Here is a 23,775-nt window from a genome sequence, read left to right on the forward strand (position 1 = left end):
TGCAGCGGTTCTTTGCGCCGCAGACAAGTCGATCCACAGCGGTTTGAGGGGCCTCGCGGGGCGTGCTGCGGCCTTGACTCTCAATCCGCCACCATGTTAGACATATCACCAGCAGGTTTGCAACCAGCGTTGCAAAATACGCAACGCAACCACAATCCACCCCGCAGCCTCAAAGACGCAGCACCGCGAAGGGAACCAACGCGTGAACACTTCCGAAGCCATCTCGGCAACCGCCGTGGCAGCCTTGGCAGACCGCCCGCTCGACTGGCGGCACAAGGCCGTGCCCGCAACCGCCAACGGAGCCACGCACGCGGAGTTCCTCGCAGCCAAGCCGACGCTCGCCGACCTCCAGACCCCGCTGCTCACGCTCGATGCCCGCGCCCTGAACGCCAACGCGGACCGCCTCGCAGCCTGGTGCGCGGACCACGGCGTCCTGCTCGCCCCGCACGGCAAGACCACCATGTCCCCGCAGCTCTGGACCGAGCAGCTCAACCGCGGTGCCTGGGGCATCACGCTGGCCAACTTCGCGCAGCTCAGGGTGGCCCGCGAATTCGGCGTGAAGAACCTGCAGCTCGCCAACAGCCTCACCGATCCGCACGCGATCCAGTGGGTCGCAGGCCAGCCCGAAGACACCACCATCCTTTCCTGGATCGATTCCCTGGGAACCGTGGACGTCATCAACCGGACCCTTGCCGGTAGCGATGCCGTGCTGGACGTCCTGGTGGAACTGGGCGCGCACGGCGGCCGGACCGGTGCCCGCGGCGTGGACGCTGCCATAGAGGTGGCCCGGGCCATTGCCGCCTCGCCCAAGCTGCGGCTGGTGGGCGTCAGCGGCTACGAAGGCTCGCTGGCGCACACAGCGGACGACGCCGGCCTGGCCGCCGTCCGTGGGTACCTCGCCCAGATGCGGCTGCTCCATGAGGAACTCCTCGCCGCGGGTCTGTACGGTTCCGGCTCCGTGATCCTCACGGCCGGCGGAAGCGCGTACTTCGACGACGTGGTGACGGTCCTGTCACCGTGCATCAACAGCGGAACCGGCCCCCGAGTGGATCTCATGATCCGCAGCGGCGCCTACATCGTCCACGACGACGGCTTCTACCGCGGAATCTCGCCGTTCTCCCGCGAAGGGGACCAGCCGTTCAAGGCCGGAATGTACGGGTGGGCCCGCGTCGTGTCCCAGACGGAGCCCGGCCTGGCCATCCTCGACGCCGGCAAACGCGATCTCCCCTTCGACGAAGGACTCCCTGAGCCACAGCTCATCGGCCATGCGCTGGGTGGTGCCATGGAGCCCTTGGCTGGAGCCGGGATCACGTCGGTCAATGACCAGCATTCCTTCATGACCTTCGACCCCGCCACCACCACGGTCCGCCCAGGCGACGTGGTTCGACTGGGCCTGTCCCACCCGTGCACGGCGTTCGACAAATGGACCGTCATCCCGGTCCTGGCCGACACCAACAGTGACCAGACCGTCGTCGACCTCATCCATACCTTCTTCTAGGACTCCCCATGAAGACCCTCATCAGCAATGCCACCCTGGTGGACGGAACCGGAGCGGACCGCCGCCCCGCGGACGTCCTGCTGGACGGTGCGGTGATTGCAAAGATCGCCGACGCCGGCACCCTCACCGCCGCGGAAACGGACCGCGTCATCGACGCCACCGGCCTGGCCCTGAGCCCGGGTTTCATTGACATGCATGCGCACTCTGACCTGCAACTCCTTATTAACAGGGAGCACTACGCCAAGCTCAGCCAGGGCGTCACCACGGAACTCCTGGGCCAGGACGGCCTGAGCTACGCACCGGTGGACGATGCCACGCTGGCTGGGGTCCGGGAGAAGATCGCCGGTTGGAATGACAATCCCGCCGACTTCGACTGGAACTGGCGGACCGTAGGGGAGTACCTCGACCGGCTGGACAGGATTGAAGACGGAGGCCGGATCGCCACCAACGCTGCCTACCTCGTTCCGCAGGGAACCGTCCGGGCCGTGGTGATGGGCTTTGCTGAGGGAGACCCCACGCCGGAGCAACAGCAGCAGATGCAGGACGTGGTCCGCGCGGCCATGGAAGAAGGGGCCGTGGGCATGAGCTCCGGGCTGACCTACACCCCGGGCATGTACGCCAAGACCGAAGAACTCACCGGACTGTGCCGGACCGTGGGCGAACTGGGCGGGTTCTACGCTCCGCACCACCGCTCCTACGGCAAGAACGCCTTGGGCGCGTACGCCGAGATGATCGAACTGAGCAGGAACACGGGCTGCGCCCTGCACCTCTCCCACGCCACCATGAACTTCGCCGAGAACAAGGGCCGTGCTGGCGAACTCCTTGACCTGATCGATGCTGCGCTCGAGCAAGGCGTGGACATCACCCTGGACACCTACCCCTACCTCCCGGGAGCCACCACCCTCTCCGCGATCCTCCCCAGCTGGGCCTCGTCCGGCGGAACCGAGGCCACCCTGGCGCGGCTGGCCCACCCCGAAACGCGGGCCAAAATCCGCGAAGCCGTGGAAATCTACGGCTCCGACGGGTGCCACGGAGTGGTGGCCGAATGGGAAACCCTGGAGATCAGCGGCGTGCAGAACCCGGCGCTCGCCGGCTACGTCGGCAAGTCCATCAAGGGCATTGCCGCCGAAACCGGGGAAGAGCCTTTCGACGTCTTCGCGCGCATCCTCACCGAGGACCGCCTCGGGACCGGAATCCTGCAGCACGTAGGCCATGAAGAAAACGTCCAGACCATCATGAAGCACCGCACGCACACCGGCGGAAGCGATGGACTCCTGGTCGGAGCCAAGCCACACCCCCGCGCCTGGGGCACGTTCCCGCGCTACCTCGGCCACTACTCCCGCGACCTCGGACTGCTCAGCCTCGAGGAAACGGTCCATCACCTCAGTGGCCGCCCCGCCGCACGACTCAAGCTCCACAACAGGGGACTGGTCCGCGAAGGGTTCGCCGCCGACGTCGTACTTTTCGATCCGGAGGCCATCCGCGACGAGGCCACTTTCGAGAATCCCCGCCAAGCCGCCAGCGGCATCCAGTACGTGTTCGTCAACGGCACGGCAGCGATCGACGGCGGCAAACCCACCGGTGCGCGCAGCGGCCGCGCCCTGCGCCGGCACAGCGACGGCCTCACCCGCGAAGCCGGGTCCAACAAAGAAGGACAACAATGACCCCCGAGCAGTTCCTCCAGCAACTCGAAGCCGACCGCACCCTCGCGGTGGTCCGGGCGCCGTCCATCACGGACGCTGCGGACCTCTGCCGGGCGTTGGCCGACGGCGGCATCCGCAGCGTCGAGCTCACGTTCACTACCCCGGATGCGCTCAAGCACGTCCAGCGCGCGGCGGAGACGGCAGCCGAGCATGGCGCCGCCGTCGGGATCGGCACCGTCATGACCGGCGACCAGGCCCGCGCGGCCATCGACGCCGGTGCGCAGTTCCTGGTGACGCCCGGACTCCGGCCAGAAGTCGCGGCCGTCGCAGCAGCGGCAGGAGTACCTTTCAGCCTCGGCGCCATGACCCCCACGGAGGTGGCTCAGGCGCTGGATCTCGGCTCGGCCGCCGTCAAGATTTTCCCCGCCCGGCAGCTCGGACCGGCGTACCTGAAGGACCTGCAGGGCCCCTACCCGGGCATCCGCTTGCTTCCTTCCGGAGGCATCGACGCCTCCAACGCCAAGAGCTACCTCGACGCCGGTGCTGCCGCAGTCTGCTGCGGCACCAGCGTAGTCCCGCCCGCAGCAGTCGCTGCAGGCGACTGGGCAGACATCGCGGCCCGTGCCGCAGCCTTCACCGGCACCCTCAAGTAGGACCCACCTAGAAAGTAACGTCCATGAATGAATTCCTCGACTGGCTGCGGCACGATACCGTCGGCTTGCTCCTCCTGGCAGGCGCCGGCATCGCGCTCCTGCTGTTCCTGATCATCAAGGTCAAGCTCGAACCGTTCATCGCCCTGGTGGGAACGGGTGTGCTGGTGGCCCTGGTGGGCGGGATCTCGGTGGAAGCCTTGGTGGGATCAGCCACCAAGAGCAGCGACGCCCTCATTGAGAAGGGCTTCGCGGGCATCCTTGGCCACATCACGGTGATCATCGGCCTGGGTACTGTGCTGGGCGCGATCCTGGAGCGGTCCGGCGGTGCCGAGGTGCTGCTGGGCAGGCTCGTGAAGATCTTCGGCGAAAAGGGAACCCCGCTCGCCATGGGTATCACCGGCTTCGTGCTGGGTATCCCGGTGTTCTTCGATATCGGCATCTTCGTGCTGGCACCTCTGGTTTACGTGGCTGCCATTCGCGGCGGAAAGTCGCTTGCCCTCTACGCGCTGCCCTTGCTCGCCGGCCTCTCCGTGACCCACGCCTTCCTGCCTCCGCACCCGGGACCCGTCGCCGCTGCCGGCCTGTTCCACGTGGATCTTGGCTGGATCATCCTGATGGGCCTCATCTGCGGTATCCCCGCCTGGTTCGCCTCCGGTATCTTGTGGGGCACGTGGATCGGCAAGCGTGTGATGGTGTCGGTGCCTGAGGACCGGATCGTTGAAGAGGCCGAGACTTCCCGCGGCCACGAGCCGTCCATCGGCTTGGTGCTGCTGGCCATCGGCCTGCCGATGATCCTCATCCTGGGTGGTACGTTCGGCAACATCTTCGCCCCGGCCGGACCGTTCCGCGACACGCTCCAGTTCTTCGGCAACCCGGCGATTGCCTTGACCGTCGCCGTGCTCCTGGCCATGTGGTTGCTGGGTATCCGCCGCGGCATGACCGCCGCCGAGCTCAGCGAAATCACGGGCTCGTCGTTGCGCCCCGTGGGCATGATCCTGCTGGTGGTTGGTGCGGGTGCCTTCTTCGGCGCAGTCCTGTCCGCCACTGGTGTGGGCAAGGCCGTGGCAGATACTTTGGCCCAGGCCGGCCTGCCGATCATCCTCTCCGCGTTCGTCATCAGCGCCGGCATGCGCATCGCCCAGGGTTCGGCCACGGTGGCAATCGTGACCACCGGTGGCATCCTGGCTCCGAGCCTGGCCACGGGGTACACCCAGCCGCAGTTGGCCCTGATTGTGGTGGCCATCTCCTCGGGGTCCATCATCGCCAGCCACGTGAACGACGGCGGGTTCTGGATCATCTCCAAGTACTTCAACATGTCCGTGAAGGACACCCTGAAGACGTGGACCGTGCTGGAGACGGTGCTCTCCATTGTGGGCTTCGGGATGGCTGCACTCCTGTACACCTTCGTGAGGTGAGCCTCCGCGCCTGAGGCGGGTGCCGCCGTCGTACGCGGTACGCCGTTGCTTAAACAAAAGCTCCGGAGTGCGTTATTGGGGGATACGCACTCCGGAGCAGCCTTTGAGGCAGGGGCTCTCGCCCACCTGCAGTAAATACTCTACGTGCCGTGCGCCCCCATTGCCACCACCTCGAATTACTACTTTCGCTTTAGTTTTTCGAGGCGGGTTCCGGCCGTTTTTTCTGCGGCACGATCAGCACCGGACGCCGTTGGTGATGGCTCAGCCACGCCGCCACGGAGCCGTTCAATGCCTCCGAAATCCGATGCCCCAGGCCCGGTTCCGGCGTGCCGACAATGATCATCGAGGCCTTGATGTCCTCGGCGAGTCGCCCAAGGGCGCGGGCCGGATCGCCGGCCAGCAAACGCAGCGTCCACTCGGCGGCGCCGCCGTCCATGGCGTTGGCGATGGCTTTTCCCAGGTCGCCCCGGACGGCTGCAACATCCTCGTCGTCCTTTTCCGGATGCAGGGACATCCGGTGGGTCTCGCGGGAGGGATCCCACTCCACGAGGTAGCTGGCCTCGTCCACATACGCGCACACCAAGGGCACCCCGAGTTGCTCGGCGAGGGTCCGGGCGGTTTGCAGGACCTCCACGTGCTGGTCCGGCAAGACACCGACAACCAAGGGAATGCGCCCGCTGAAATTTTCCGCAGCCATACCTTATTGTTGCGCCGCGGGAGGGGCTTGAACAGGCCGTTCGCTCCCCCAACTGGGTCGCATTAGTGCGCGTTTTCGCGGCTCAAAACGCGCACTAATGCGACCCAGTTGGGTCTTTGGGAGGGGTGGGTTTGTTCCACGTCAGGCGTACGGTGAAGTTGGATCCCGTGCTGGCCGCGGCGATGAACGCGCCCGCTTCCGCGTGCAGGTCTATCCCGAACTCCACGCTCAGTTCGTCGGGCCGGTTCTCCAGGCTCAGTAACTCGTCGATCACTCCCTGGACGGCCGGGCGGACATGCTCCAGCGCGCGTTGGAACGTCTGCTGGGCCCGCGCGAACACTCCCGTGTGCTCCGCCGAGTGGTCGCCACCCCTCGTGACCAGGCTCCCGGCTGAGCTCGCCACCTCCACAACCACCGTGCCGCCGTCGTCCGTGGCGAACTCAACCAAGCGGGTCATGGTGCTGTCCTCTCCAACGAACGTGTCCGCTGGCGGCGTGCCGCCACCAACATCCCGGCCCCGGCAGCTGCCAGGACCAACAACTGGATCAAGGCGAAGTAGGCGTGCGTCCGGTACCACGACTCGGTGAACGTCCCTTTGTCCTGGATCCACACGATGGGAATCGATACGGTGGCGAGCATCAGCAACCCGCCCAGCATCCGGTCCTGCTGCGATCTAAGCGCGAGGGCGCCTGCCCACAGGCCTATCCCGGCCGTGACGAAACTCCCCACCAAAGTGCTGGTTTCCACGGTGTAATTCAGGCCCGACAAACCAAAGACTCCGTGCGCCACCACCAGCCCGCCCATGACTGTGCGGCCCAGGATGGTCCGGTCGGGCAAGCCGGCGACGGCGAGCATCAGGTACCCGAACGGCGCCACCAGGCCGTAGACGATTCTCAGGGAGGCGTCGCCGCCGCTCTCGTACCAGTAATTGAGGTCGAACCAGATGAAGTAGACGGCGAACCCCGCGCCGAGCAGCCCCGCAAGCATCAGCGACGCGGCGCCCCAGGCCAGCGGGATCCAATCCGGCGGCCTGATGTTCGACGTCGGTGCCCGCGCGGGTGCCTTGCTCGCGTTCGGCACAGCGTTCGACGCCGGTGCTTCAGCATGTGCCGAAACCTGGCTTGGTGCCTCCGGGCGGCCGGGGCGGGCGGCCCGGTCGCTTGGGATTGCTGCCGGGCGGGTTATCGGGGCGTCTTGTGTGGTTGCGTCGCTGGTTCGTTGCTCGCTCGCCGGCCTCCGGGTGGGCTCGGGAGGAGGGTCGAAGGCCGTGTAGGAGCCGTGCTGTTCTTCCGGCTCCTCGGTTTGCGGTTCCTCCGGGCGTTCCGGCGGCTTTGCCTTCTCGATCTCGGCCTTGGCTGCCGTGGCCAGGCCGTCGGGATCCGCCGAGCCCGGGTTCAGGGTGGCCAGCTCACTTGAGACATCCAGCACCGTTTCCCACGAACCCAGCGACGAGTGGTAGCGGAGTTCTCCCTGAAGATCGGCAATGCGCTGCCGACGTTCGCAGTCCTGCTTGCGTGTGGCGGCGTCGGGGTAGGCGGGATCGGCCTGGACGCGGGCGAAGCCGTCCGCTGCGGCCAACCAATCGCCGGCTTCCTCGGCGGCCAGTGCATCGCGATAAGCCCACGAGAGGTCCATTCGTTCTTGGGCGGTGTTTCGAAGCGTGGGGGCGTCCCGGTAGTCGGGTTCCAAGGTCAGGAGGTCGTTGAACAGTTCGATCGCTGCCTCGTACCGACGGGACCGCAACTCCGCGGAGGCCTGCACATACAGGGCCCGGAGCTGGGCGCGCTTCATGGCTTGTTCGGCGTTGCTTTGCGCGGCGCTGGCAGCGCTGGAATCTCTTGGGGGTATGCCTGCGGAGCCGGCAGGGAAGGCTGGGTGCCCACGCACGGCACCGGCCGGCGTCGTGCTCTGCTCGCGAGGCGAGCCCAGGCCGCTTAAGGTGCGTCCCGGCGTCGGGCTTTCCTGCGATACTGGCGCGCGCGGCGGGCCCTTGAGGGTGAACAACTGTGTGGAACCGCCGCGGACGTAGAGGGCCGGGGTGACCCATTCGAGGGTGCCGTCCGGGCTCGCCATGACGGAGATGCGGCCGACGCGCGCGGCTTCGTCCACGGTTCGGCCGTTGGCGATTGCGGAGTAGAAGCCGTGGGCGAAGGCGATCGCAGCGGCGTCGCTGATGGCGAACTGCATGGCGGCGACGGCGCCGATTCCACTCCTGACAAGGGCTGATGCCGTGCCGGAGAAGAGGTCGGCCTGGCCCATTTCGCCGGAAGAGCATGAGTTGAGCACCACCAGCCGGGGTCGCGGTGCGGCGACGCTCAGGAGGGCCATGAGCCGGACGGCGCGGACCATGGCGGCGCGGCCGTCGGGACCCACCAAAGCGATCCGGCCCTCGTCGGTACGGGAGTCGTAGTCGCCGTGGCCCACGAAATGGACCACATGCCACGGACCGGCGAGGAGCATGGACTGGACATCGTCCCACGTGCCGGTTTTGGACCAGACAAGCTCTACGCGGCCTTCGTCCACCGGTCCTGACAGCGCACGGCTGAGGTGGTCCTTCTCGGTTTGGACATCAAGGGCCGGGAGGTCGCGGGGCGAGGCGACGATGCCGAGGATCCTCAGAGGAGGGGCAACATCGAGAGGGTTCTGGTTGTAGTCGGGGGCTGGGACGTGCCGCAGGAGGGGCTCGGTCTGGCAGAGGTACGTCTCCGTTTCGGGGTCAAAGAGCGTCTCCCACGGCATCATGGCCAGCTCCGGCGCGGCCAGGCGCAGGACCACGCGGAGTTGCTGGCCCGCATGCTGCGCCGCGCCGAGGCTGGCACGGTAGGTGCCGTAAACCTCGCGGGTGAAGAGTGCTTGGAAGAGTTCCTGACCCACTTCGCGGACGGCGACCTCCGCGATCGGGAGTGTTCGCCGGGCAGCCACGGCCGAGGCGAGGACGGTGGCTTCAAGCTGGGGTAGCCGGTCCTGGATGCCGTCCACGTCCAGTGTGAAGATGCCGGACGCGTGGCCTCCCGCCGGTGCACGGACCACGTGCACCGTATATTCGCCGCGTGCAGAGCCGGTATCGATCTCCAGCTCGATGTCACAGTCCATCGCGGGATCCCTCTGTGGTTCCTACGTACAGATTGGCCCTGGTGCGGCGTCCCCACAAGGGGTTTTCTTTGGGGACCCTTGTAGGTGAATCTGGCCCGGCCTACCGTTAATCCGTGGTCTCAACCGGCGGTCAATCAACGGAAGGCGGCGTGTGATGGAAATCTTCATGTGGTGGCTGGATCTTCATCTGGACAGCAAGGAATGGCTGCGCGAGAACCTGCGCTCCGAGGAACTTCCCCTGCAGGTCCTCCAGCACATCGCCGAGGCCGGTGGACCCCATCAGGACGATCTCGGCGGTGGGCTGACGGAAGCGGACTGGGACTTCATCGAGACGCAGTCGGAGTTTGTGGACTGACTATTGGGCCGGGGTCCAACCCAACGCCGGCCCCAGCTTCTCCGCAATGTCCGTGAGGATCTGCACATAGTCCTCGTGCTCAAAGCTGAACGGAAGCGCGAACGCCACCTCGTCCACCTCCTGGAAACCCTTGTGCGCGTAAAGCTGTTCGGCGATCTCCTCGCTGGTGCCGATGAGGTCCTGCGCAAACATCACCCGTTTCGGGCCCTGAGGAGCCTTGGTGCGGGGTGTGCGTTCGTCGACGTAGCGCTGGTACTTCTCACGCTGGGTTCTGGTGGCGGAGTCCGTCGGGATGACGACGAGGCCTTGGGATACGCGGCCACTGTTTGCTGAAGCCTCCCGGTACGCGCGGATCTGTGCCTGCTGGACCTCGGCGAAGTCCGGTTCCTGGCCCTCCTCAGGGAAAATGACGCTGCTGGAAAGCAGGTTGAACCCGTTTTCGCCGGCCCACACAGCCGACTTCAGGCTGGCGGCCCCGTACCATAGCCGTTCCCGCAGGCCGGGGGAGTGTGGTTCCACGCGGTTGGAGAATTCCTCCACCACGCCCTGTTTGCCGGAGAATTCCCTGACCTTTTCGCCCGCAACCAGCCGGGCAAGGCGTTCCACGCGGGCATAGCTGAAGTCCTCCACGTCGGCGGAAGCCGGATACAGCTCATGCTTTATGGTGTCGTAGTTCATGGGCTCACCCACGCTCAGCCCCGGGTTGATCCGTCCTCCGGAGAGCACGTCCACCGTTGCAAGGTCTTCGGCCAGCCGCAGCGGGTTCTCCCAACCGAGCGGGGTCACCGCCGTTCCGAGTTCGATCCTGGACGTGCGCTGGCTCGCGGCGGCCATCACTGCGATGGGCGAGGAGATCCCGAACTGCAGGTGACGGTGCCGGAGCCAGGCGCTGTCGAAGCCAAGTTTTTCGCCGAGTTCGATGATCTCCAGCGTTGACCGGTGCCCTGCCGCCGGATCCGCGGGTCGAACAGGCCGATGGTCAGGAATCCAAGCTTGCGGAGAGGACGGTCGGGATTGGGCATGCGGGGTTCCTTCTGGTCGCGTGGTTACTGCCCAGAATAGGCGCCCGCTCGGACGACGACGGCGGGAGGTTACCTTTTGTGGCCTACGCGCACTTGGCCACCGGGACTACCACCTGGGTGCCGGTGTCCGTCGTCGTAAATTCCTTCACCTCGACCGGTGCCGCCAGCGGCTGCTGCTGCTTGGCGCGCATACGGAGAATCGCGATGCTGGAAATGAGGAACCACGCGATGTTGGTGGCAACCGACGGCCACGCTTGGTGCAGCATTCCGTTGATGATGAAGGCGCACGCGCCGAACAGATTCACCACTTGGAAGCTGATTCCCGGCTTCAGCCAACCCATGGACACCGACATGAAAGCGCCAAGCATCGCCGCTGCACCGGTCCATCCAACAACTTCCCACAGCATTTCCATTTCAGTCCTTTCACGAGTTGGCGCTGGCCAGAGCGGCGAGCGGAGATTTGGTGTGATGCGGGCCCGAAGATGAGGCCCTGAAATAGATCTTGCTGGAGATATTGGTTTAGTTCAATTGCAATTATCTGAAGCCGGTATTTAGGATCTCTTAACATGGAAATGGACCCGCGCCGACTCCTCGTTTTACTCGCTGTGGCCCGCACGGGAGGCGTCCTCGCGGCGGCCGACGAACTGCGGATTACGCCCTCGGCGGTGTCCCAACAGCTGAGCAAACTCGAGAGCGAAGCCGGGCAGGCCCTGCTGGTGCGGACGCCCAAGGGATCGGTGCTCACTCCCGCAGGTTTGGCCATGGCGGAGGCCGGTGAAGAGATTGAAAGGGCACTCAATGTTGCCCGGGCGCGGATGGAAGGCGAAGCCAAGGTGGCCGGTGTTGTCCGGGTGGGTGGCTTCACCAGCTTCATGCGTACCGTGGTGATTCCACGGCTCCCCGAATGGCGCAGCAAGTACCCGCAGCTGAAGATCGAAATCGTCGAGGACAGCTTCCCGCCCCTGATGCGGTTGCTCCGACAGCGCCAACTCGACGCAGTGATAGTGGAAAAAGACTCGACGGCGGCAGAGCAGCATCCCCTGGCAGCGGGAATGGTGGAGGAACCACTGCTGGACGAGCCCTGGAAACTGGTGGTTCCGGCCGGGTCGCTGTTGGCTACGGAAAGCATCGACTTGAGCCGCCTGCCGTTGCCCTGGCTGGGGGTTGAGCCGTTTGCAGCCAACATTGCGGTGCTGGGGCGGCTCCGTCATTCCACGGGCGTTCGCATCGAGACAGTCCACCAGTATGTGGACACGTTGACTGCCTTGGCGTTGGTTGCCGCCGGCGAGGGTGTTGCCATTGTGCCCACCCTGGCCCTGACCGGCGTAGTCCAGGACCAGGTGGACGTCCTGGATGTTCCGGGCTTGGGAACCCGACACATTGCTTTGCGACGGTTCGAACGGCGGCGACCTACATCGCTTCCGGTGGATACCGTTGCGCGTCTCCTGCGGGAGTCCGCGGCGGCCTTCGACACACGGTCCGGATCATGAAAAAAGTCCCGCCGCACCGGGGTGTGGCGGGACTTTTCTTTATCGCAGTCAGTTCAGGGCGGGGGTGTCCGTGGGGATGACGCCGGTACCGTAGAGATCCGCGGCGAGGTCCTGAAGGGCACGCAAGGCGACGCGCTGTGTGAACGGCCCGTAGGAAACACGCGCCACGCCGAGTTCCTGGAGCTCGGCGGCAGCGGCGGCACCCGGGGCGCCGATGACCGACAACTTGCCGTGCCCGAGGCCTTCCACCAGCGGCTCAATGGTCTCGCGGGTCAGCGCACCCGGGACGAACACCAGGGAAGCGCCGGCATCCAGGAACGCCCGGCCACGCGCAATGGCGTCCTCGATGCTCTCCTTGATGGGGCGGTCGCCACCCCGGACAATCGCGTCGGTGCGGGCGTTCAGCTGGAAGGGGATGCCTTCGCCGTCGGCGGCTTCAACGATCGCCTTCACCCGGGCCACTGCCTCGTCGAAAGGACGCAAGCGGTCCTCCACATTGGCGCCCACCACTCCGATGCCGATCGCCCGACGGATGGTTTCCGCTGGGTCCGCATATCCGTCGTCGAGGTCTGCGGTGACCGGGAGCTCAACTGCGTTGACGATCCTCTTCACGCCATCCAAGGCGACATCCAGGGGCATGGTTCCATCGGCGTAACCGAACGCAGCAGCGATCGAGTGGCCTGCCGTGGCGATGGCTTTCGTCTGGGGAAGGGCCGCAACGGTTGAGGCGCTGATCGCATCCCACACGTTGACCACGCTCAGGATTTCCGGGGCTTCATGCAGCGCCTTGAGCTGCTGCGCGCGTTCTGCCGTGGTTATTTCGCTCATGGTTGTTCTCCGTCGTCAATGGTTGGGATCACTTGCCAAGCCCAGCCTAGACGTCAGGGGCCTTGCCGGGAGAAGGCGGGCGGCGGAAAACGTCATGAGGGGGTGTGCGTTGGGAGTCGTTTGTTGGGCTGCGCTGGGAGGTGGGCGAGGTCTCGTCAATGGATCCTTTGTCTGGACCCCTCACATATGTCGAGCCCAGTTACACGGAGATGCCTGCTGTAGCGAAGCGAAGGATCCGAACAACGTGTCTCACGTGGATAATCTCGGGATCACGGATTTGAGCCGTTGCTGAGACCAGGGCTCGCTGGAGTCGTCCGACAGCAGGGCATCTCGGGCGCCTCCCAGTCCGTGATCTTTCGGCAAGACAGCCTGTTGCTCCCTTAGCCAGAATAGTGCCATGATTTGAACGTAGCGGTCATTTTATGAACACCCAGACTGCTGAGATGCACATCAATCCCATTGTCCGGGCTCTGAGCGGTTCAACTCTTCGCTGCATTGAGACCGCAAGGCCGGCAGGTGCGCACTTCGCCCGAAGGAGCAAAATGACCACCCTCGTGGGGAACTCGAGCACCAAGGTGCCCCTTCGCAAGGATAGGCGCAGCGTTGTGGCTGTGGTTATCGAGTGGCGGGGAAAAATTGCCCTCCTAAAACGCAGCCAGCGTCCGGCTCACGACGGCGGACGCTGGCATTGTGTTACCGGTTTTTTGGAAGAGGGTATGTCAGCCGGGGAGCAAGCGCTCCTCGAGTTGCATGAGGAGACCGGCCTCCAGCTCGCCGATATCACGGAACTTCGTGAAGGGCCGGTCCTGATGCTCAGTGATGCTGCTGGGCAACTCTGGTTTGTTCATGCATTCACTGCTGTCACATCGCGGCGGCGGCTGACTTTGGATTGGGAGCACGATGCGATTCGCTGGACGCTGCCAAGCAAGACTGCACGTTTTGCCAACAGGGTCAGCTGGCTGGACGAAGTGCTCAGAGCTACAGGACATCTGCAGCCCCAGACGCAGAACCGCGCTGATGAAACAGGCTCGGTCAGTGCAGGCTCCTGGCGGCGTGCTTCTGACAGCGTCACAGATTCCCGTACCTACGGTTAATGGAACGATCCCGGGGCGGCAGGCGCCGCTCCGGGATCGGACAGTGTTAGCTTAGGTCGTTTTTAGTTGAACCAGGAGTCAACGGTCTTTCGGTTGTCGGGATTCTCAAGCCATTTCTTGGCTCCGTCAACCGGGTTGCTCGGGGTCTTGCTCACTTCGGCCATGAGGGTTGAGAACTGCTCGTCGGTAAGCTTCATGTTGGTCATCCATTTGACGACCTCGGGGTTTTTCGACGCGTAGTCCTTATTGAAGACGACGTAGGATCCGTCTGGTTTCGGCCATCCGCTGAGGTCGTCTTCAAGGACTTTTATGTCCATGGCCGTGAAGGCCCAGTGCGGTTGCCACAGAGTGGCCACGACAGGCTTGTTGTTCGCAGCCGCGTCTTTGAGAGTTGCAAGGGTCGCGGGAGTGCTTCCAGCAACGATTTTGAGCTTGTCTGTTGCCCCGTATTTGGCGAGTACGTCGGGAAGGATTCTCATCTCACCTGACCCGGCTTCAATGCCCACGACCTTCGAGCCGTACTTCTCGGCATTGGCCACGACCTCGCTGATAGTGTTTTCCGGCACAGATTTCGGGGCTACAAGGACTAGACGGTCGTTGCCGTAGAAAGGTTGCTCCGGAATGAGCAGCTTGTCCTTGTATTTGTCGACATACGTGCCGTGGGTTGATGGGAGCCAGGCGTCCACGAAGCCGTCCATGTCACCGCGTGCCACGCCCGAGTATCCGGCGGCCAGGTCTGCTTGCTTGGTCTGAAGTGTGTAGCCGTGCTCTTGGAACAGTTGCTGCCACAGGCCGTTGAGCGCGACCACGTCATCGTAGCCGGCAACCGTGAGGAGCGTGACGGTCTTGTTGTCGCTTCCGGCGTTGGTTGCAGCGGTGTTTACGCCAGAGCAGGCGCTGGCGCTGGCCATGAGTGTGGCACAGGCAATGAGCGCGCCGATTTTCCTTTTGAACATGATGCCTCCGGTGGATGGGTTGGGATTTAGTGGGCTGATGCGAGTATTTTGGGTGCTGATGAGGTGGCCGCGGCGCGCTGCTCCTTCTTCAGGCGACGTGCACGCAGGACTTCGCCGAAGGAACTGGCGCCGCCCGTTACCCGGTCGAGGTAGATGGCTAGGATGACGACGGCCAGGCCGCCTTCGAAGCCGCGGGCAGTATCGAGCTGGGCCACGCCTTGGACGACGACGCCGCCGAGTCCACCTGCTCCGACGAGGCCTGCGACGACCACCATGGACAGCGCGAGCATGATGACCTGGTTTACGCCGGCCATGATGGACGGAAATGCCAGCGGAAGCTGGACGTCCTTGAGGATGAGACCCTTGCGGGCGCCGAAGGCCGTTGCGGCTTCGAGGAGTTCGAGGTCGAGTTTCCGGATGCCAAGTTCCGTCAGGCGGACGGCCGGCGGGATGGCGAAGACAATCGTGGCGGCGATGCCCGGGACCATTCCGACGCCGAAGAAGAACACGGCAGGGATGAGGTAGACGAAGACGGGCATAGCCTGCATGAGGTCAAGGACCGGGCGGACTACTGCGCTGACTGTGGTGTTCAGCGCAGCCCAGATACCAACCGGGATGCCTATGGCCAGGGAGAATGCGACCGAAACCAGAACAACGGCCAGAGTGGACATGCTTTCAATCCACAGGCCCATGGAGAGGATGAGCAGAAAGGCGAGGACCGTGAAGATGGTCAGGCCCAGACTTCGTGCCAACAGCGCGGCGGCGCCAGCCAGGAGTCCGATGATTACAAGTGCGTGTAAGCCTATGAGAACTCCGGAGACTTGGCCGACGAGGAGGTTGACGAGCCAGGAGATGCCGTCGAAGAACCCCCCGAAGTTGCTCAAAAGCCAGTCGATGACGGCAGCGAATCCTGTTCCGACGCTAAACTGCATGGCTGGTCCTTTTGCTTGGTGCGAGTGCTGAAAATACGTCGTCAGCGGTGATCTTGCCGATGATGGTGCCGTCCGGGTCTACTACTTCCAGGGGATCTGCTCCGGTTGCCAGAGTGGGGAGCAGTTCGTGTAGGACTGTATCTGCGCCGACCCGGACGGTGGCGTGGGATTGCAGCCCTCCCGAACCGGGACGGCGGGCGATCATCGCTGCGGTGAGGACGCGGCTGCGGTCCACTTCGGCGACGAATTCTTCGATGTAAGGATCGGCCGGTGCTTCGAGGAGGTCCAGCGCGGTTCCGCGCTGGATGTTCTTACCCTGCTTCATCACCATGATTTGGTCGCCCAGGTACATTGCTTCGTTGAGGTCGTGGGTGACGAAGATGATGGTCTTTTTCAGCTCGTTCTGGAGCTTGATGAGCAGTTCCTGCATGTCCTTGCGGATCAAGGGGTCCAGGGCGCTGAATGGCTCGTCCATCAGGAGGATTTCGGCGTCGGTGGCCAGGGCACGGGCCAGACCTACACGTTGTTTCATGCCACCGCTCAGCTGGTCCGGCATCGCATGGATGCGGTCACCGAGGCCAACGATGGTCAGTGCGTTGGCCGCTTTGGCCTCGCGTTCGGCCTTAGCGACTCCGCGCACTTTCAGCCCGAAGGCGACGTTGTCTACGAGCGACTTGTGCGGGAAGAGGCCGAAGTGCTGGAAAACCATGTTGATGGTCCGGTTCCGGTAGTCGCGCAGCCCTGCCGGTTGCAACGACCGCACGTCCTTGCCGTCCACGGTTATGGACCCGTCGGTGGCGTCGATGAGCCGGTTGATCATGCGGATTATGGTGGACTTGCCGGAGCCGGAGAGGCCCATGATGACGAAGATCTGGCCGCGTTTGACGTCGAACGAGACATTGTCGACCGCGGTGAACCCCGCCGGAGCCGACTGTGGTGAAAACAAGCGCAGCTTCCTTCCGCCGCGCCGGGGGTGGAAAACCTTGGTGAGGTTGTCCACTCGGATGAAAGGGGTTTCGTTGTCCATGGCTTCCTAATGAAGTTGGGGGAGGAAGTCACCTGCAGACGTTCAATTGATGAACGCCGCGGTTAATTAGTGATCACAGCGTAGAGTGGTGAGCATCACATCGTCAATAGCTCGAGGGTGGGCAAATGCTTTGTGAAGCGCCCCATTTATGCCCGCATTGAGTCGGACGGTTAAAACGCATGATGAACGCTCCGTTCACTCCCTACGCAACGGAATGCTGTAGAGCTTCGATTTCACCAAAGCACGGGAGCAAAGGCATTCTCCCAATTCCACAGAGGTTGCGTCGGGGACCGCGGCCGGCAGCGGCCATCGTGCCGTCGACCGCTGCTCTTGCTGGCCGTCAACAGCGGATTGGGCAATGTTCGACTGCTGCAGCAACGTCGCGCGACCGGCGCTCCTGTCGCATCAGCCTCAGGAAAGGGTCACTCGAAGCCATGTCATCGGAAGTGTTACCGGTGGCCGACGGGACCGATGATCGCCAACAATAGCTAAGCTTGATTCGGCAGCGCCCTTGGTCTGAACATCTCCTGGTCGCTGGCTGGCCCATGACCTCGCCTACAGACAGCGAACCTTCATCATGGCCCACGGCTAAGAAAGGCTAGGGCCCTGTGAAGGTGCGCGTGGTAGTGATCGGACGGTCTGCAACTTCACGTCATGACCACCAGGACGCAAGCAGTTCGAGGACACCTCTCCCTGGGATTGAGCCTAGGCCGCTGGTCGGGCGTAGAACCGTCGCGGAATCACAAAAGGTACGCGTGCCAGCCGCCTGGCTGGAGTGCGGATGCGCGGAATTTACACTACGCAGTTAGGTGCGGGGCTCTCATATTGCGGGGCTCAACGGTCTTTTCTTTTCTGAGAGTCAGCCCACGGCATCTGCGACACTGATGCCCAACAGTTTCCACCGCGGAGAGCGGGGTGGTGGCCATGGGCGCGCCCACCAGCCTGCACCATGATCGGCGAGCATTCTCACCACGTTGATGAGGCCAACGGCGACGCCCTGAATGCGTAATGGTGAGCGACTACCGGCGGGGTCGAGCGGCGCCAGGTTGCCGTCGACGATCGTTTATTCTCCGCGCACTAGGCTTTTGAGGAATGATTCCAGATCCTGGACCAGCTCGTCCGCAATGGACGAAGTGTGAGCCTGGTCCAGATACAGGCCCTCCCACGGTGAGCAGGTTACCTGCCCCATAAGAGTGCTCTGCCGCGACAGGCCGTCACTTTCCGATGCGGCCGGTGCCGCATCCAGCGGGGCCACAACGCGGCGGCCGAAGGCATTGGCTAGTACTCGATGGGCGATGGAGATGGACATTTGCCCTCCCTTTCCGCTTAGACGGACACCTCGGCGTATCATCGTCTGAGATAGAAGTTTTTGAACGTGACGTTCATATAATGAACGTCTACACATTGTGGCACAGGTCTCAACTGAACGCAACGGGTTACGTCGTGAACAGTCTGCGGAAACAAAAAACGGCGGAACCCCTTTGCTGGGGTTCCGCCGTGTCTTCCGGTCCTGCTAAGTCAGTGCTTTGGTTATCTCTTGTGCGGCTTTGCCGAGTTGGTCGATGGTGCCTGGGAGTTGGGTGGATTTGAGTCGCTGGACGGGTCCATTTACCGAGATGATGCCCATCAACCTGCCGTCCATTTCACGGACGGGATAGGCGACGACGAAGAGCCCTTCTTCGAGTTCGTTATCCAAAATGGCGTATCCTCGTGCCCGGATTTCGCGCAGGTCCTTCAAGAGCGCTTCCCTGGTGGTGATGGTGTGCGGGGTATAGGAAGCAAGCCGTTTGGGCAACGCCTCGGAGACTTTGTCATCGCTGAGTTCCGAGAGCAATAACTTTCCTGTAGCGCTGGCGTGCAAGGGGTAAGTTTCGCCGACATACAGGGAGACGTTTAGATACCGCGAGCCTGAGGCCTCGGCAATGACGTCGAAATCGAGCTCCCCTCTGACCATGGAGAAGCTAACGGTTTCCTTCAGTTTTGCGGCGTAGTCGTCGAGGATGGGCTGGATGCGGGCGACGGCTCCGGCGTACGGGTCTGCCAGCCGGCCCAAGCGGGACATCTCCCACCCGAGCCGGTAGCGGCTGTCCACACGGTCCACGAAACCTGTCTGTTCGAGGCTGAGCAGGAGGCGGAACGCTGTCGGCCTGGTCATTCCTACAGCCTGGGCAAGTTCTGTGACAGTGATCCCGTGCCGGTGGCGGCCGAGTTCGGAGAGCAGGACCGTGGCCTTGATGACGGACTTGTTAGTCAAGTCAGCGGGCTCTTCCGGTACCGCAACACCATCATCGATGTCCGCTTGTTCAGCTTCCGTTGCCATGTCTACTCCCGCTTCATCTAGTCAGGGCAAGGCCCTTGGCTTTCGCTCCACCCCATCCTATTGCCTCTTCTGTTTTCGAACGAGGTGTTCAACCTTGTGGCTGCGGGCGGTTAGCGGATCTACGCGACAGATGAAACGGTGATGTATTGCTTCTTGAAGTGCTCGTGGATTTCCCAGACGCCGCTCCAACCATCCGGGATAAGTAGCATGTCCCCGGTTTGGTGCTCGGTGCGTTCTCCTGAGTCCGAGACCAAGGCGGCTTTGCCCTCCAGGACCAGAATGACTTCGTTGACTCCGTGCCGGGCTGTGGTGAAGGTTCCGGGGGAGCATTCCCAGAACCCTATATCTACTTTGCTTGCCTCGACGGTGAAGGCGTTGTCGGTAGCGTCCTGGGGTTCGGTGCCATTGGTTGCAGTCGGTTTGGGCTCCAGTCGGGGCAGGGAAAGGCTTGAAATCGACCGGAGGATTTGGACTTGTGGGTTGGTCAAGGCGTTCCTTTGCTAGGAGTGTTGATGGCTTGGTAGATGGCACGTGCCGCGGTGAACAGTTGCGCGGCGGTTTCGTGGACGCTGCGGGAGCGAAGGCGTTGCGTGGGTCCGTTAACGGAGAGGATTCCGACCAGTTTTTTATCGGGATCCCGAACGGCGCACGCTACAGCAAAGAGCCCATCCTCGAGTTCGTTGTCCAGGACGGCGAAGCCTGTTTCCCGGGCTTTCCGGACTTCGGCTATTAACGCCGCCCGGCTGGTAATGCTGGAATCTGTAAAACGTTCGAGCACCTCGGGTACTGTTTGGAATAGGCGCTCATCAGGCTGTTCGGCCAGCAGTATTTTTCCGGAAGCGCTGGCGTGTAGCGGGTAGCCCCTGCCCACGATCTGAAAGTGCGTGGCGCTCAGGTAGCGGGTTCCGGTGGCCTCGGCGATCGTTTCGTAAGCAAGGTCTCCCTGCGGTACGGAGAACCCCAGCGTTTCCCGCATTTGGGCGGCGTAGTCGTCCAAGATCGGTTGGATACGGGAGACAACGGCCGCGTAGGGGTCTGCCAGTTTGCCCAGCCGTCCGACCTGCCAGCCAAGAAGATACCGGTTGTCCACACGATCGACAAAGCCCGAATGTTCCAGGGACAGCAGCAGCCGGAAGGCCGTCGGTCGTGTAACGGCCACCGCCTGGGCCAGTTCGGTCACGTTTATGCCCTGCCTGTGGCGACCCACTTCACGCAGCAAACTCATTGCTTTGATGACTGACTTGTTGGTGGCTCCTGGGTCCCCCAAAGGCGTCGTCCCATGGGGGAACGCCTCGTTTTTTGCTTGGGCCATGTCGCTTCTCTTCCTTCTGCCGGGGGCTGGTTGTTCCGCCGCGGGAGCAGGTCTGCAGGCAACCTCCGGCGGGGCAATCCGCCATTGGGGTCACACTGCCCTGCCCGGTGTCTGGCCGACTCTCAGCGGTGCGAGGAACCAGCGGTTCCCACAGGCTCCGAAGTCAGCAGCATGGTCGCAGTGTCCAGACGTTCGTTGTTGTCCTGATCCTTGACCAAGGCTTCCGCCTCGTCACTGCTACTGACCACGGGGACGGAGCCCAGAAGCGGACGCGCGGCGGATTCGCGCATCTTCACGACAGCTACAAGGGCGACGGCCGAGAAAAACATGATGTAAAACGCCGGCGCGTAAGCGTTGCCTGTGACTTCGACGAGGATCTGGCTGACCAGGGGCGTGGTACCGCCGAAGATCGAAATGGACAGGTTGTGGGTGACCCCCACACCCCCGTAGCGCGAAGCGGTGGGAAACAGCTCAGACATGACAGCACCGGTCAGCGCCAGGAAGAACGCGCTGGGCACCATCACCAGGAACATGGCCAGGTAAAGGGACCATAGGGCACCGACGTGCATGAGGGCAAAAGCGGGGATGAGCAAAACAAGGTTCCCGACGGCGGCCATGGTGTAGATCGGCTTACGGCCAATACGGTCGGACCAGCGGGCAACAACTGGTATGAGGATGGCCTGGAGCACCAAAACAACGACGGCGGCGACTGCGGTGTGCACGGCATGCGAACCAACTTGTGTCTCCAAGTACGTCGGCATGTAGCTGGTGAGCATGTAAGAGGAGGTTCCGTCCGCCGCGATCAGGGCGATGCCGATGAGAATCTGCGGCCAGTAGAAACGCAGGATGTTCGGCAGGTTTTGGCGCACGAAGATGGGGTTTACGTTTTGGGTGGCGGTCTTTTCGTGGGCCACTTCGAAGCTGGGCGATTCCGGGATCCGGCTTCGCAGGGAGATGGCGACGATGCCCAAGGGCAGGGCGATCAGGAAGGGTATGCGCCAGCCGCCGTCGCGCATGGCCGATTCGCCCCATTGCGACGTGGTCACCATGGTCGTCACGGCAACCACGCCGGCGCCCACGGCGAAGCCAAGCATGGAGCCGGAGTTCAGCAGGGCGGTCATGAAGCCCCTGTTGCGGTCCGGGGAAAACTCCGCGATGTACGTTGCGGCGCCCGAATACTCGCCGCCGGTGGAGAAGCCCTGGAGCATCTTCAGCAGGTAGAGGGGAATGATGACCCAGAGGCCCACCTGCCCGGCGGAGGGCAGCAAACCGATGACCGTGGTAGCGGCGGCCATCAGGGCCATAGTGAAGAAGAGGACCTTTCGTCGGCCGATCCTGTCTCCGAGAGGGCCCAGGATCATACCGCCGAGAGGACGCACCACGAAGGAAACGGCGAAGCCCAGCAAGGTAATCAGCAGGCCCATGCGCTCGTCCATGCCTTCAGTGAAAACAGACGTCATGGTCACAGCCAAGTAGCCGTAAATTCCGATGTCATACCACTCGATGAAATTGCCTACGCCAGCACCGATCTGTGCCTTTCGCAGCTCGCTGTTGTCGACAATTATGCAGTCTTCACTTCGCAGACGCCTAGTATCACGGACGGCGGCCGAGCGTTGCGTTTCGGATTTTTCGAACATCGTTGTCCTTTTGTGTCTTGAAGTGGGAAGCCCCGGTCCTGACAGCCGGCGACTGGTGGAAGACACCGGGCAAGTCGTGGTTCGTCGTTTCGTCGCGGAGGACTTCCGTGTTCTCATCCGCTGGATTCCAAGGCGGGTTCTTTTCGTACGGCAGAAACTGGACCGTGAAGGAGCTCCTTGATACAGGAATGCGCACGTTCGCTTGTTGAACGTCATGATCAAAATATGACAGCCGACACATTGCGTGTCAAGGATCACCCGACTGGAGCCCCCAATGTTTCCGGCCTCTTGACAGTGATCCAAGCAACATTCTAAATTGAACGCAGTGTTCATAAGATGAACGTTGTCAGTGAAGTTGCCTGCACAGTCCGGCACGAGTCCAAGGAAGCACCGCTGCCATGAAAAATGCGCCTTTGAGCCTGTTTGCTTTTGATGTTTTCGCCCCCGCCCACCTGACCTCGGGGTCGTGGAGGAACGACGGCGACCAAGGTCACCGCTACACCGACCTGCAGTACTGGACCAGCACTGCGCAGATGTTGGAAAACGCCGGCTTCGACGGCATCTTCTTCGCAGACAACGTCGGCTACCACGATGTCTATCGCGGCAACGGAGACGCAGCCCTCAGGGATGCTGCCCAGATTCCGATCAACGATCCCACGGTCCTGATCAGCGGCATGGCGGCAGTGACCAAGCACCTCAACTTCGGCGTGACCGTCTCGGCCACCTACGAGCCGCCATACCTGTTGGCCCGGAAGTTCAGCAGCCTGGACCACCTCACCGGCGGCCGCGTGGGTTGGAACATCGTGACCTCCTATTCCGAAGCCGCGGCCCGCAATCTCGGCCGTGAGCAGCAGCTCACGCCGGCCGAGCGTTACGACATGGCCGATGAATACATGGAAGTGGTCTACAAGCTCTGGGAAGCGTCCTATGAAGAAGACGCCGTAGCCAATGACCCGGCCTCGGCGACGTACGTCGACCCTGCGAAGGTCCACCAGATCGAACACTCCGGTAAGTACTTCACTGTTCCGGGCTTCCACCTGTGTGCACCGTCCCCGCAGCGGACCCCCGTCCTGTTCCAGGCCGGCGCCTCATCACGAGGCATGGAATTCGGCGGCAAGCACGCCGAAGTCGTGTTCCTCCAGGGCACCTCCGTTGAAGGCACCCAACGCTCGGTGGAGAAGCTCCGCCAGGCCGTGGCCGACGCCGGCCGGGACCCGGGCGACGTCAGGATCGTCGTCCTGTTGACCGTGGTCGTGGCTCCCACCGATGAAGAGGCTCAGGCCAAGTACCGGAATGCCGTGGACAACGCCCCGATCGACGGCATCCTGGCGCGTTTCAGCGGCTGGACCGGAATCGACATGTCCGAGTACGAACTCGACACTCCGCTCCGCTCGGTAGGCACGAAGGCCGGGCAATCCATGGTGGACATGTTCTCCAAGGCCGACCCGGACCGCGACTGGACCCCGCGCCAAATCGCCGGGTTCCTCGCCGTCGGTGGAACCGGATCCACGGTGATCGGTTCCCCCGAAACAGTGGCTAAGGAACTGCGCCGCTGGCGGGACGAAGCAGATGTTGACGGCATCAACCTCAGCTACACCACCAAGCCCGGAAGCTGGGAGGACTTCATTGAACTCGCTCTTCCCGAGCTCCGCGCACAGGGCCTGATCGCCCCGCCCCGCGATGAGGAGCAGGAACCGGTGACGCTGCGCGAGAAGCTCTTCGGCCAGAAGTACACCCTTGACGGCCACCCCGCCACGGCCCACCGCGCAAAGAACCTCGCCCCGGCCGCCCCCTAAGCATCGC

The 23,775-nt window shown here is 63.1% G+C and carries 21 protein-coding genes and 1 pseudogene; 8 read left to right on the plus strand and 14 right to left on the minus strand.

The genetic code is table 11. From position 1 onward, the window contains the following. The first annotated feature begins 202 nt into the window (after nt 1-202). The 4 genes from ACFVSJ_RS22245 to ACFVSJ_RS22260 are packed head-to-tail and all read left to right on the plus strand — an operon-like array spanning nt 203 to nt 5,209. The gene (locus ACFVSJ_RS22245; RefSeq protein WP_387439290.1) at nt 203-1,498 is read left to right on the plus strand and encodes an amino acid deaminase; all 1,296 of its coding nucleotides are present in this window, start codon (nt 203-205) and stop codon (nt 1,496-1,498) included. Nucleotides 1,499-1,506: 8 nt separating this feature from the next. After that, nucleotides 1,507-3,162: an amidohydrolase family protein gene (locus ACFVSJ_RS22250; RefSeq protein WP_387439291.1), complete on the plus strand. Its 1,656-nt coding sequence runs from the start codon at nt 1,507-1,509 to the stop codon at nt 3,160-3,162. Continuing rightward, nucleotides 3,159-3,794: a bifunctional 4-hydroxy-2-oxoglutarate aldolase/2-dehydro-3-deoxy-phosphogluconate aldolase gene (locus ACFVSJ_RS22255; RefSeq protein ID WP_387439292.1), complete on the plus strand. Its 636-nt coding sequence runs from the start codon at nt 3,159-3,161 to the stop codon at nt 3,792-3,794. The genes ACFVSJ_RS22250 and ACFVSJ_RS22255 overlap by 4 nt, the downstream gene beginning before the upstream one ends. Before the next feature lie 23 nt (nt 3,795-3,817). Continuing rightward, nucleotides 3,818-5,209: a GntP family permease gene (locus ACFVSJ_RS22260; protein ID WP_387439293.1), complete on the plus strand. Its 1,392-nt coding sequence runs from the start codon at nt 3,818-3,820 to the stop codon at nt 5,207-5,209. A 190-nt stretch (nt 5,210-5,399) separates the two neighbouring features. Here the strand turns inward: ACFVSJ_RS22260 and ACFVSJ_RS22265 are convergent, their stop codons facing one another. The 3 genes from ACFVSJ_RS22265 to ACFVSJ_RS22275 form a co-directional block, all read right to left on the minus strand. Beyond that, the gene (locus tag ACFVSJ_RS22265; protein ID WP_387439294.1) at nt 5,400-5,906 is read right to left on the minus strand and encodes a universal stress protein; all 507 of its coding nucleotides are present in this window, start codon (nt 5,904-5,906) and stop codon (nt 5,400-5,402) included. A gap of 94 nt (nt 5,907-6,000) precedes the next feature. Further along, nucleotides 6,001-6,363, minus strand: coding sequence for a CU044_2847 family protein (locus ACFVSJ_RS22270; RefSeq protein WP_387439295.1), 363 nt, complete (start codon nt 6,361-6,363; stop codon nt 6,001-6,003). Then, nucleotides 6,360-8,999, minus strand: coding sequence for a CHAT domain-containing protein (locus tag ACFVSJ_RS22275; RefSeq protein ID WP_387439296.1), 2,640 nt, complete (start codon nt 8,997-8,999; stop codon nt 6,360-6,362). The genes ACFVSJ_RS22270 and ACFVSJ_RS22275 overlap by 4 nt, the downstream gene beginning before the upstream one ends. A 154-nt stretch (nt 9,000-9,153) precedes the next feature. Here ACFVSJ_RS22275 and ACFVSJ_RS22280 point away from each other — a divergent pair, with 154 nt between their 5' ends. Further along, nucleotides 9,154-9,354: a hypothetical protein gene (locus ACFVSJ_RS22280; RefSeq protein WP_387439297.1), complete on the plus strand. Its 201-nt coding sequence runs from the start codon at nt 9,154-9,156 to the stop codon at nt 9,352-9,354. On the opposite strand, the pseudogene ACFVSJ_RS22285 reads toward ACFVSJ_RS22280, so the two are convergent. Further along, a pseudogene (locus tag ACFVSJ_RS22285) lies at nt 9,355-10,376 on the minus strand (LLM class flavin-dependent oxidoreductase). 83 nt (nt 10,377-10,459) lie between these two features. Beyond that, nucleotides 10,460-10,783: a hypothetical protein gene (locus tag ACFVSJ_RS22290; protein WP_387439298.1), complete on the minus strand. Its 324-nt coding sequence runs from the start codon at nt 10,781-10,783 to the stop codon at nt 10,460-10,462. Nucleotides 10,784-10,942: 159 nt separating this feature from the next. On the opposite strand from ACFVSJ_RS22290, the gene ACFVSJ_RS22295 reads away from it, so the two are divergent. Beyond that, nucleotides 10,943-11,866 (plus strand): LysR family transcriptional regulator, encoded by a 924-nt coding sequence (locus ACFVSJ_RS22295; protein WP_387439299.1) that lies wholly within the window; start codon nt 10,943-10,945, stop codon nt 11,864-11,866. 48 nt (nt 11,867-11,914) lie between these two features. Here ACFVSJ_RS22295 and ACFVSJ_RS22300 read toward each other — a convergent pair whose 3' ends face one another. Then, nucleotides 11,915-12,694 (minus strand): isocitrate lyase/phosphoenolpyruvate mutase family protein, encoded by a 780-nt coding sequence (locus ACFVSJ_RS22300; RefSeq protein ID WP_387439300.1) that lies wholly within the window; start codon nt 12,692-12,694, stop codon nt 11,915-11,917. A gap of 542 nt (nt 12,695-13,236) precedes the next feature. On the opposite strand from ACFVSJ_RS22300, the gene ACFVSJ_RS22305 reads away from it, so the two are divergent. After that, entirely contained in the window at nt 13,237-13,788 is a 552-nt protein-coding gene (locus ACFVSJ_RS22305; RefSeq protein ID WP_387439301.1) for an NUDIX domain-containing protein, read from the plus strand. Nucleotides 13,789-13,850: 62 nt separating this feature from the next. Here the strand turns inward: ACFVSJ_RS22305 and ACFVSJ_RS22310 are convergent, their stop codons facing one another. The 8 genes from ACFVSJ_RS22310 to ACFVSJ_RS22345 form a co-directional block, all read right to left on the minus strand. Next, complete coding sequence (locus ACFVSJ_RS22310; RefSeq protein WP_387439302.1) at nt 13,851-14,744, minus strand: glycine betaine ABC transporter substrate-binding protein; 894 nt, start codon at nt 14,742-14,744, stop codon at nt 13,851-13,853. Between the two features lie 26 nt (nt 14,745-14,770). Then, on the minus strand, nt 14,771-15,676 hold the full coding sequence (locus tag ACFVSJ_RS22315) for an ABC transporter permease (RefSeq protein ID WP_387439303.1): 906 nt from the start codon (nt 15,674-15,676) through the stop codon (nt 14,771-14,773). Beyond that, nucleotides 15,666-16,703 (minus strand): betaine/proline/choline family ABC transporter ATP-binding protein, encoded by a 1,038-nt coding sequence (locus ACFVSJ_RS22320; protein WP_387439304.1) that lies wholly within the window; start codon nt 16,701-16,703, stop codon nt 15,666-15,668. The genes ACFVSJ_RS22315 and ACFVSJ_RS22320 overlap by 11 nt, the downstream gene beginning before the upstream one ends. Nucleotides 16,704-17,766: 1,063 nt before the next feature. Further along, nucleotides 17,767-18,012 (minus strand): hypothetical protein, encoded by a 246-nt coding sequence (locus tag ACFVSJ_RS22325; protein WP_387439305.1) that lies wholly within the window; start codon nt 18,010-18,012, stop codon nt 17,767-17,769. 204 nt (nt 18,013-18,216) lie between these two features. Continuing rightward, entirely contained in the window at nt 18,217-19,023 is an 807-nt protein-coding gene (locus tag ACFVSJ_RS22330; protein ID WP_387439306.1) for an IclR family transcriptional regulator, read from the minus strand. A gap of 119 nt (nt 19,024-19,142) precedes the next feature. Then, complete coding sequence (locus ACFVSJ_RS22335; RefSeq protein WP_387439307.1) at nt 19,143-19,511, minus strand: cupin domain-containing protein; 369 nt, start codon at nt 19,509-19,511, stop codon at nt 19,143-19,145. Next, complete coding sequence (locus ACFVSJ_RS22340; RefSeq protein ID WP_387439308.1) at nt 19,508-20,335, minus strand: IclR family transcriptional regulator; 828 nt, start codon at nt 20,333-20,335, stop codon at nt 19,508-19,510. The genes ACFVSJ_RS22335 and ACFVSJ_RS22340 overlap by 4 nt, the downstream gene beginning before the upstream one ends. Before the next feature lie 122 nt (nt 20,336-20,457). Beyond that, nucleotides 20,458-21,972, minus strand: coding sequence for an MFS transporter (locus tag ACFVSJ_RS22345; RefSeq protein ID WP_387439309.1), 1,515 nt, complete (start codon nt 21,970-21,972; stop codon nt 20,458-20,460). Between the two features lie 398 nt (nt 21,973-22,370). On the opposite strand from ACFVSJ_RS22345, the gene ACFVSJ_RS22350 reads away from it, so the two are divergent. Further along, nucleotides 22,371-23,768 (plus strand): LLM class flavin-dependent oxidoreductase, encoded by a 1,398-nt coding sequence (locus ACFVSJ_RS22350; protein ID WP_387439310.1) that lies wholly within the window; start codon nt 22,371-22,373, stop codon nt 23,766-23,768. Nucleotides 23,769-23,775: the final 7 nt, after the last annotated feature.

This window comes from Paenarthrobacter sp. NPDC058040, from assembly GCF_042885775.1.
Taxonomy (GTDB): Bacteria; Actinomycetota; Actinomycetes; order Actinomycetales; family Micrococcaceae; genus Arthrobacter.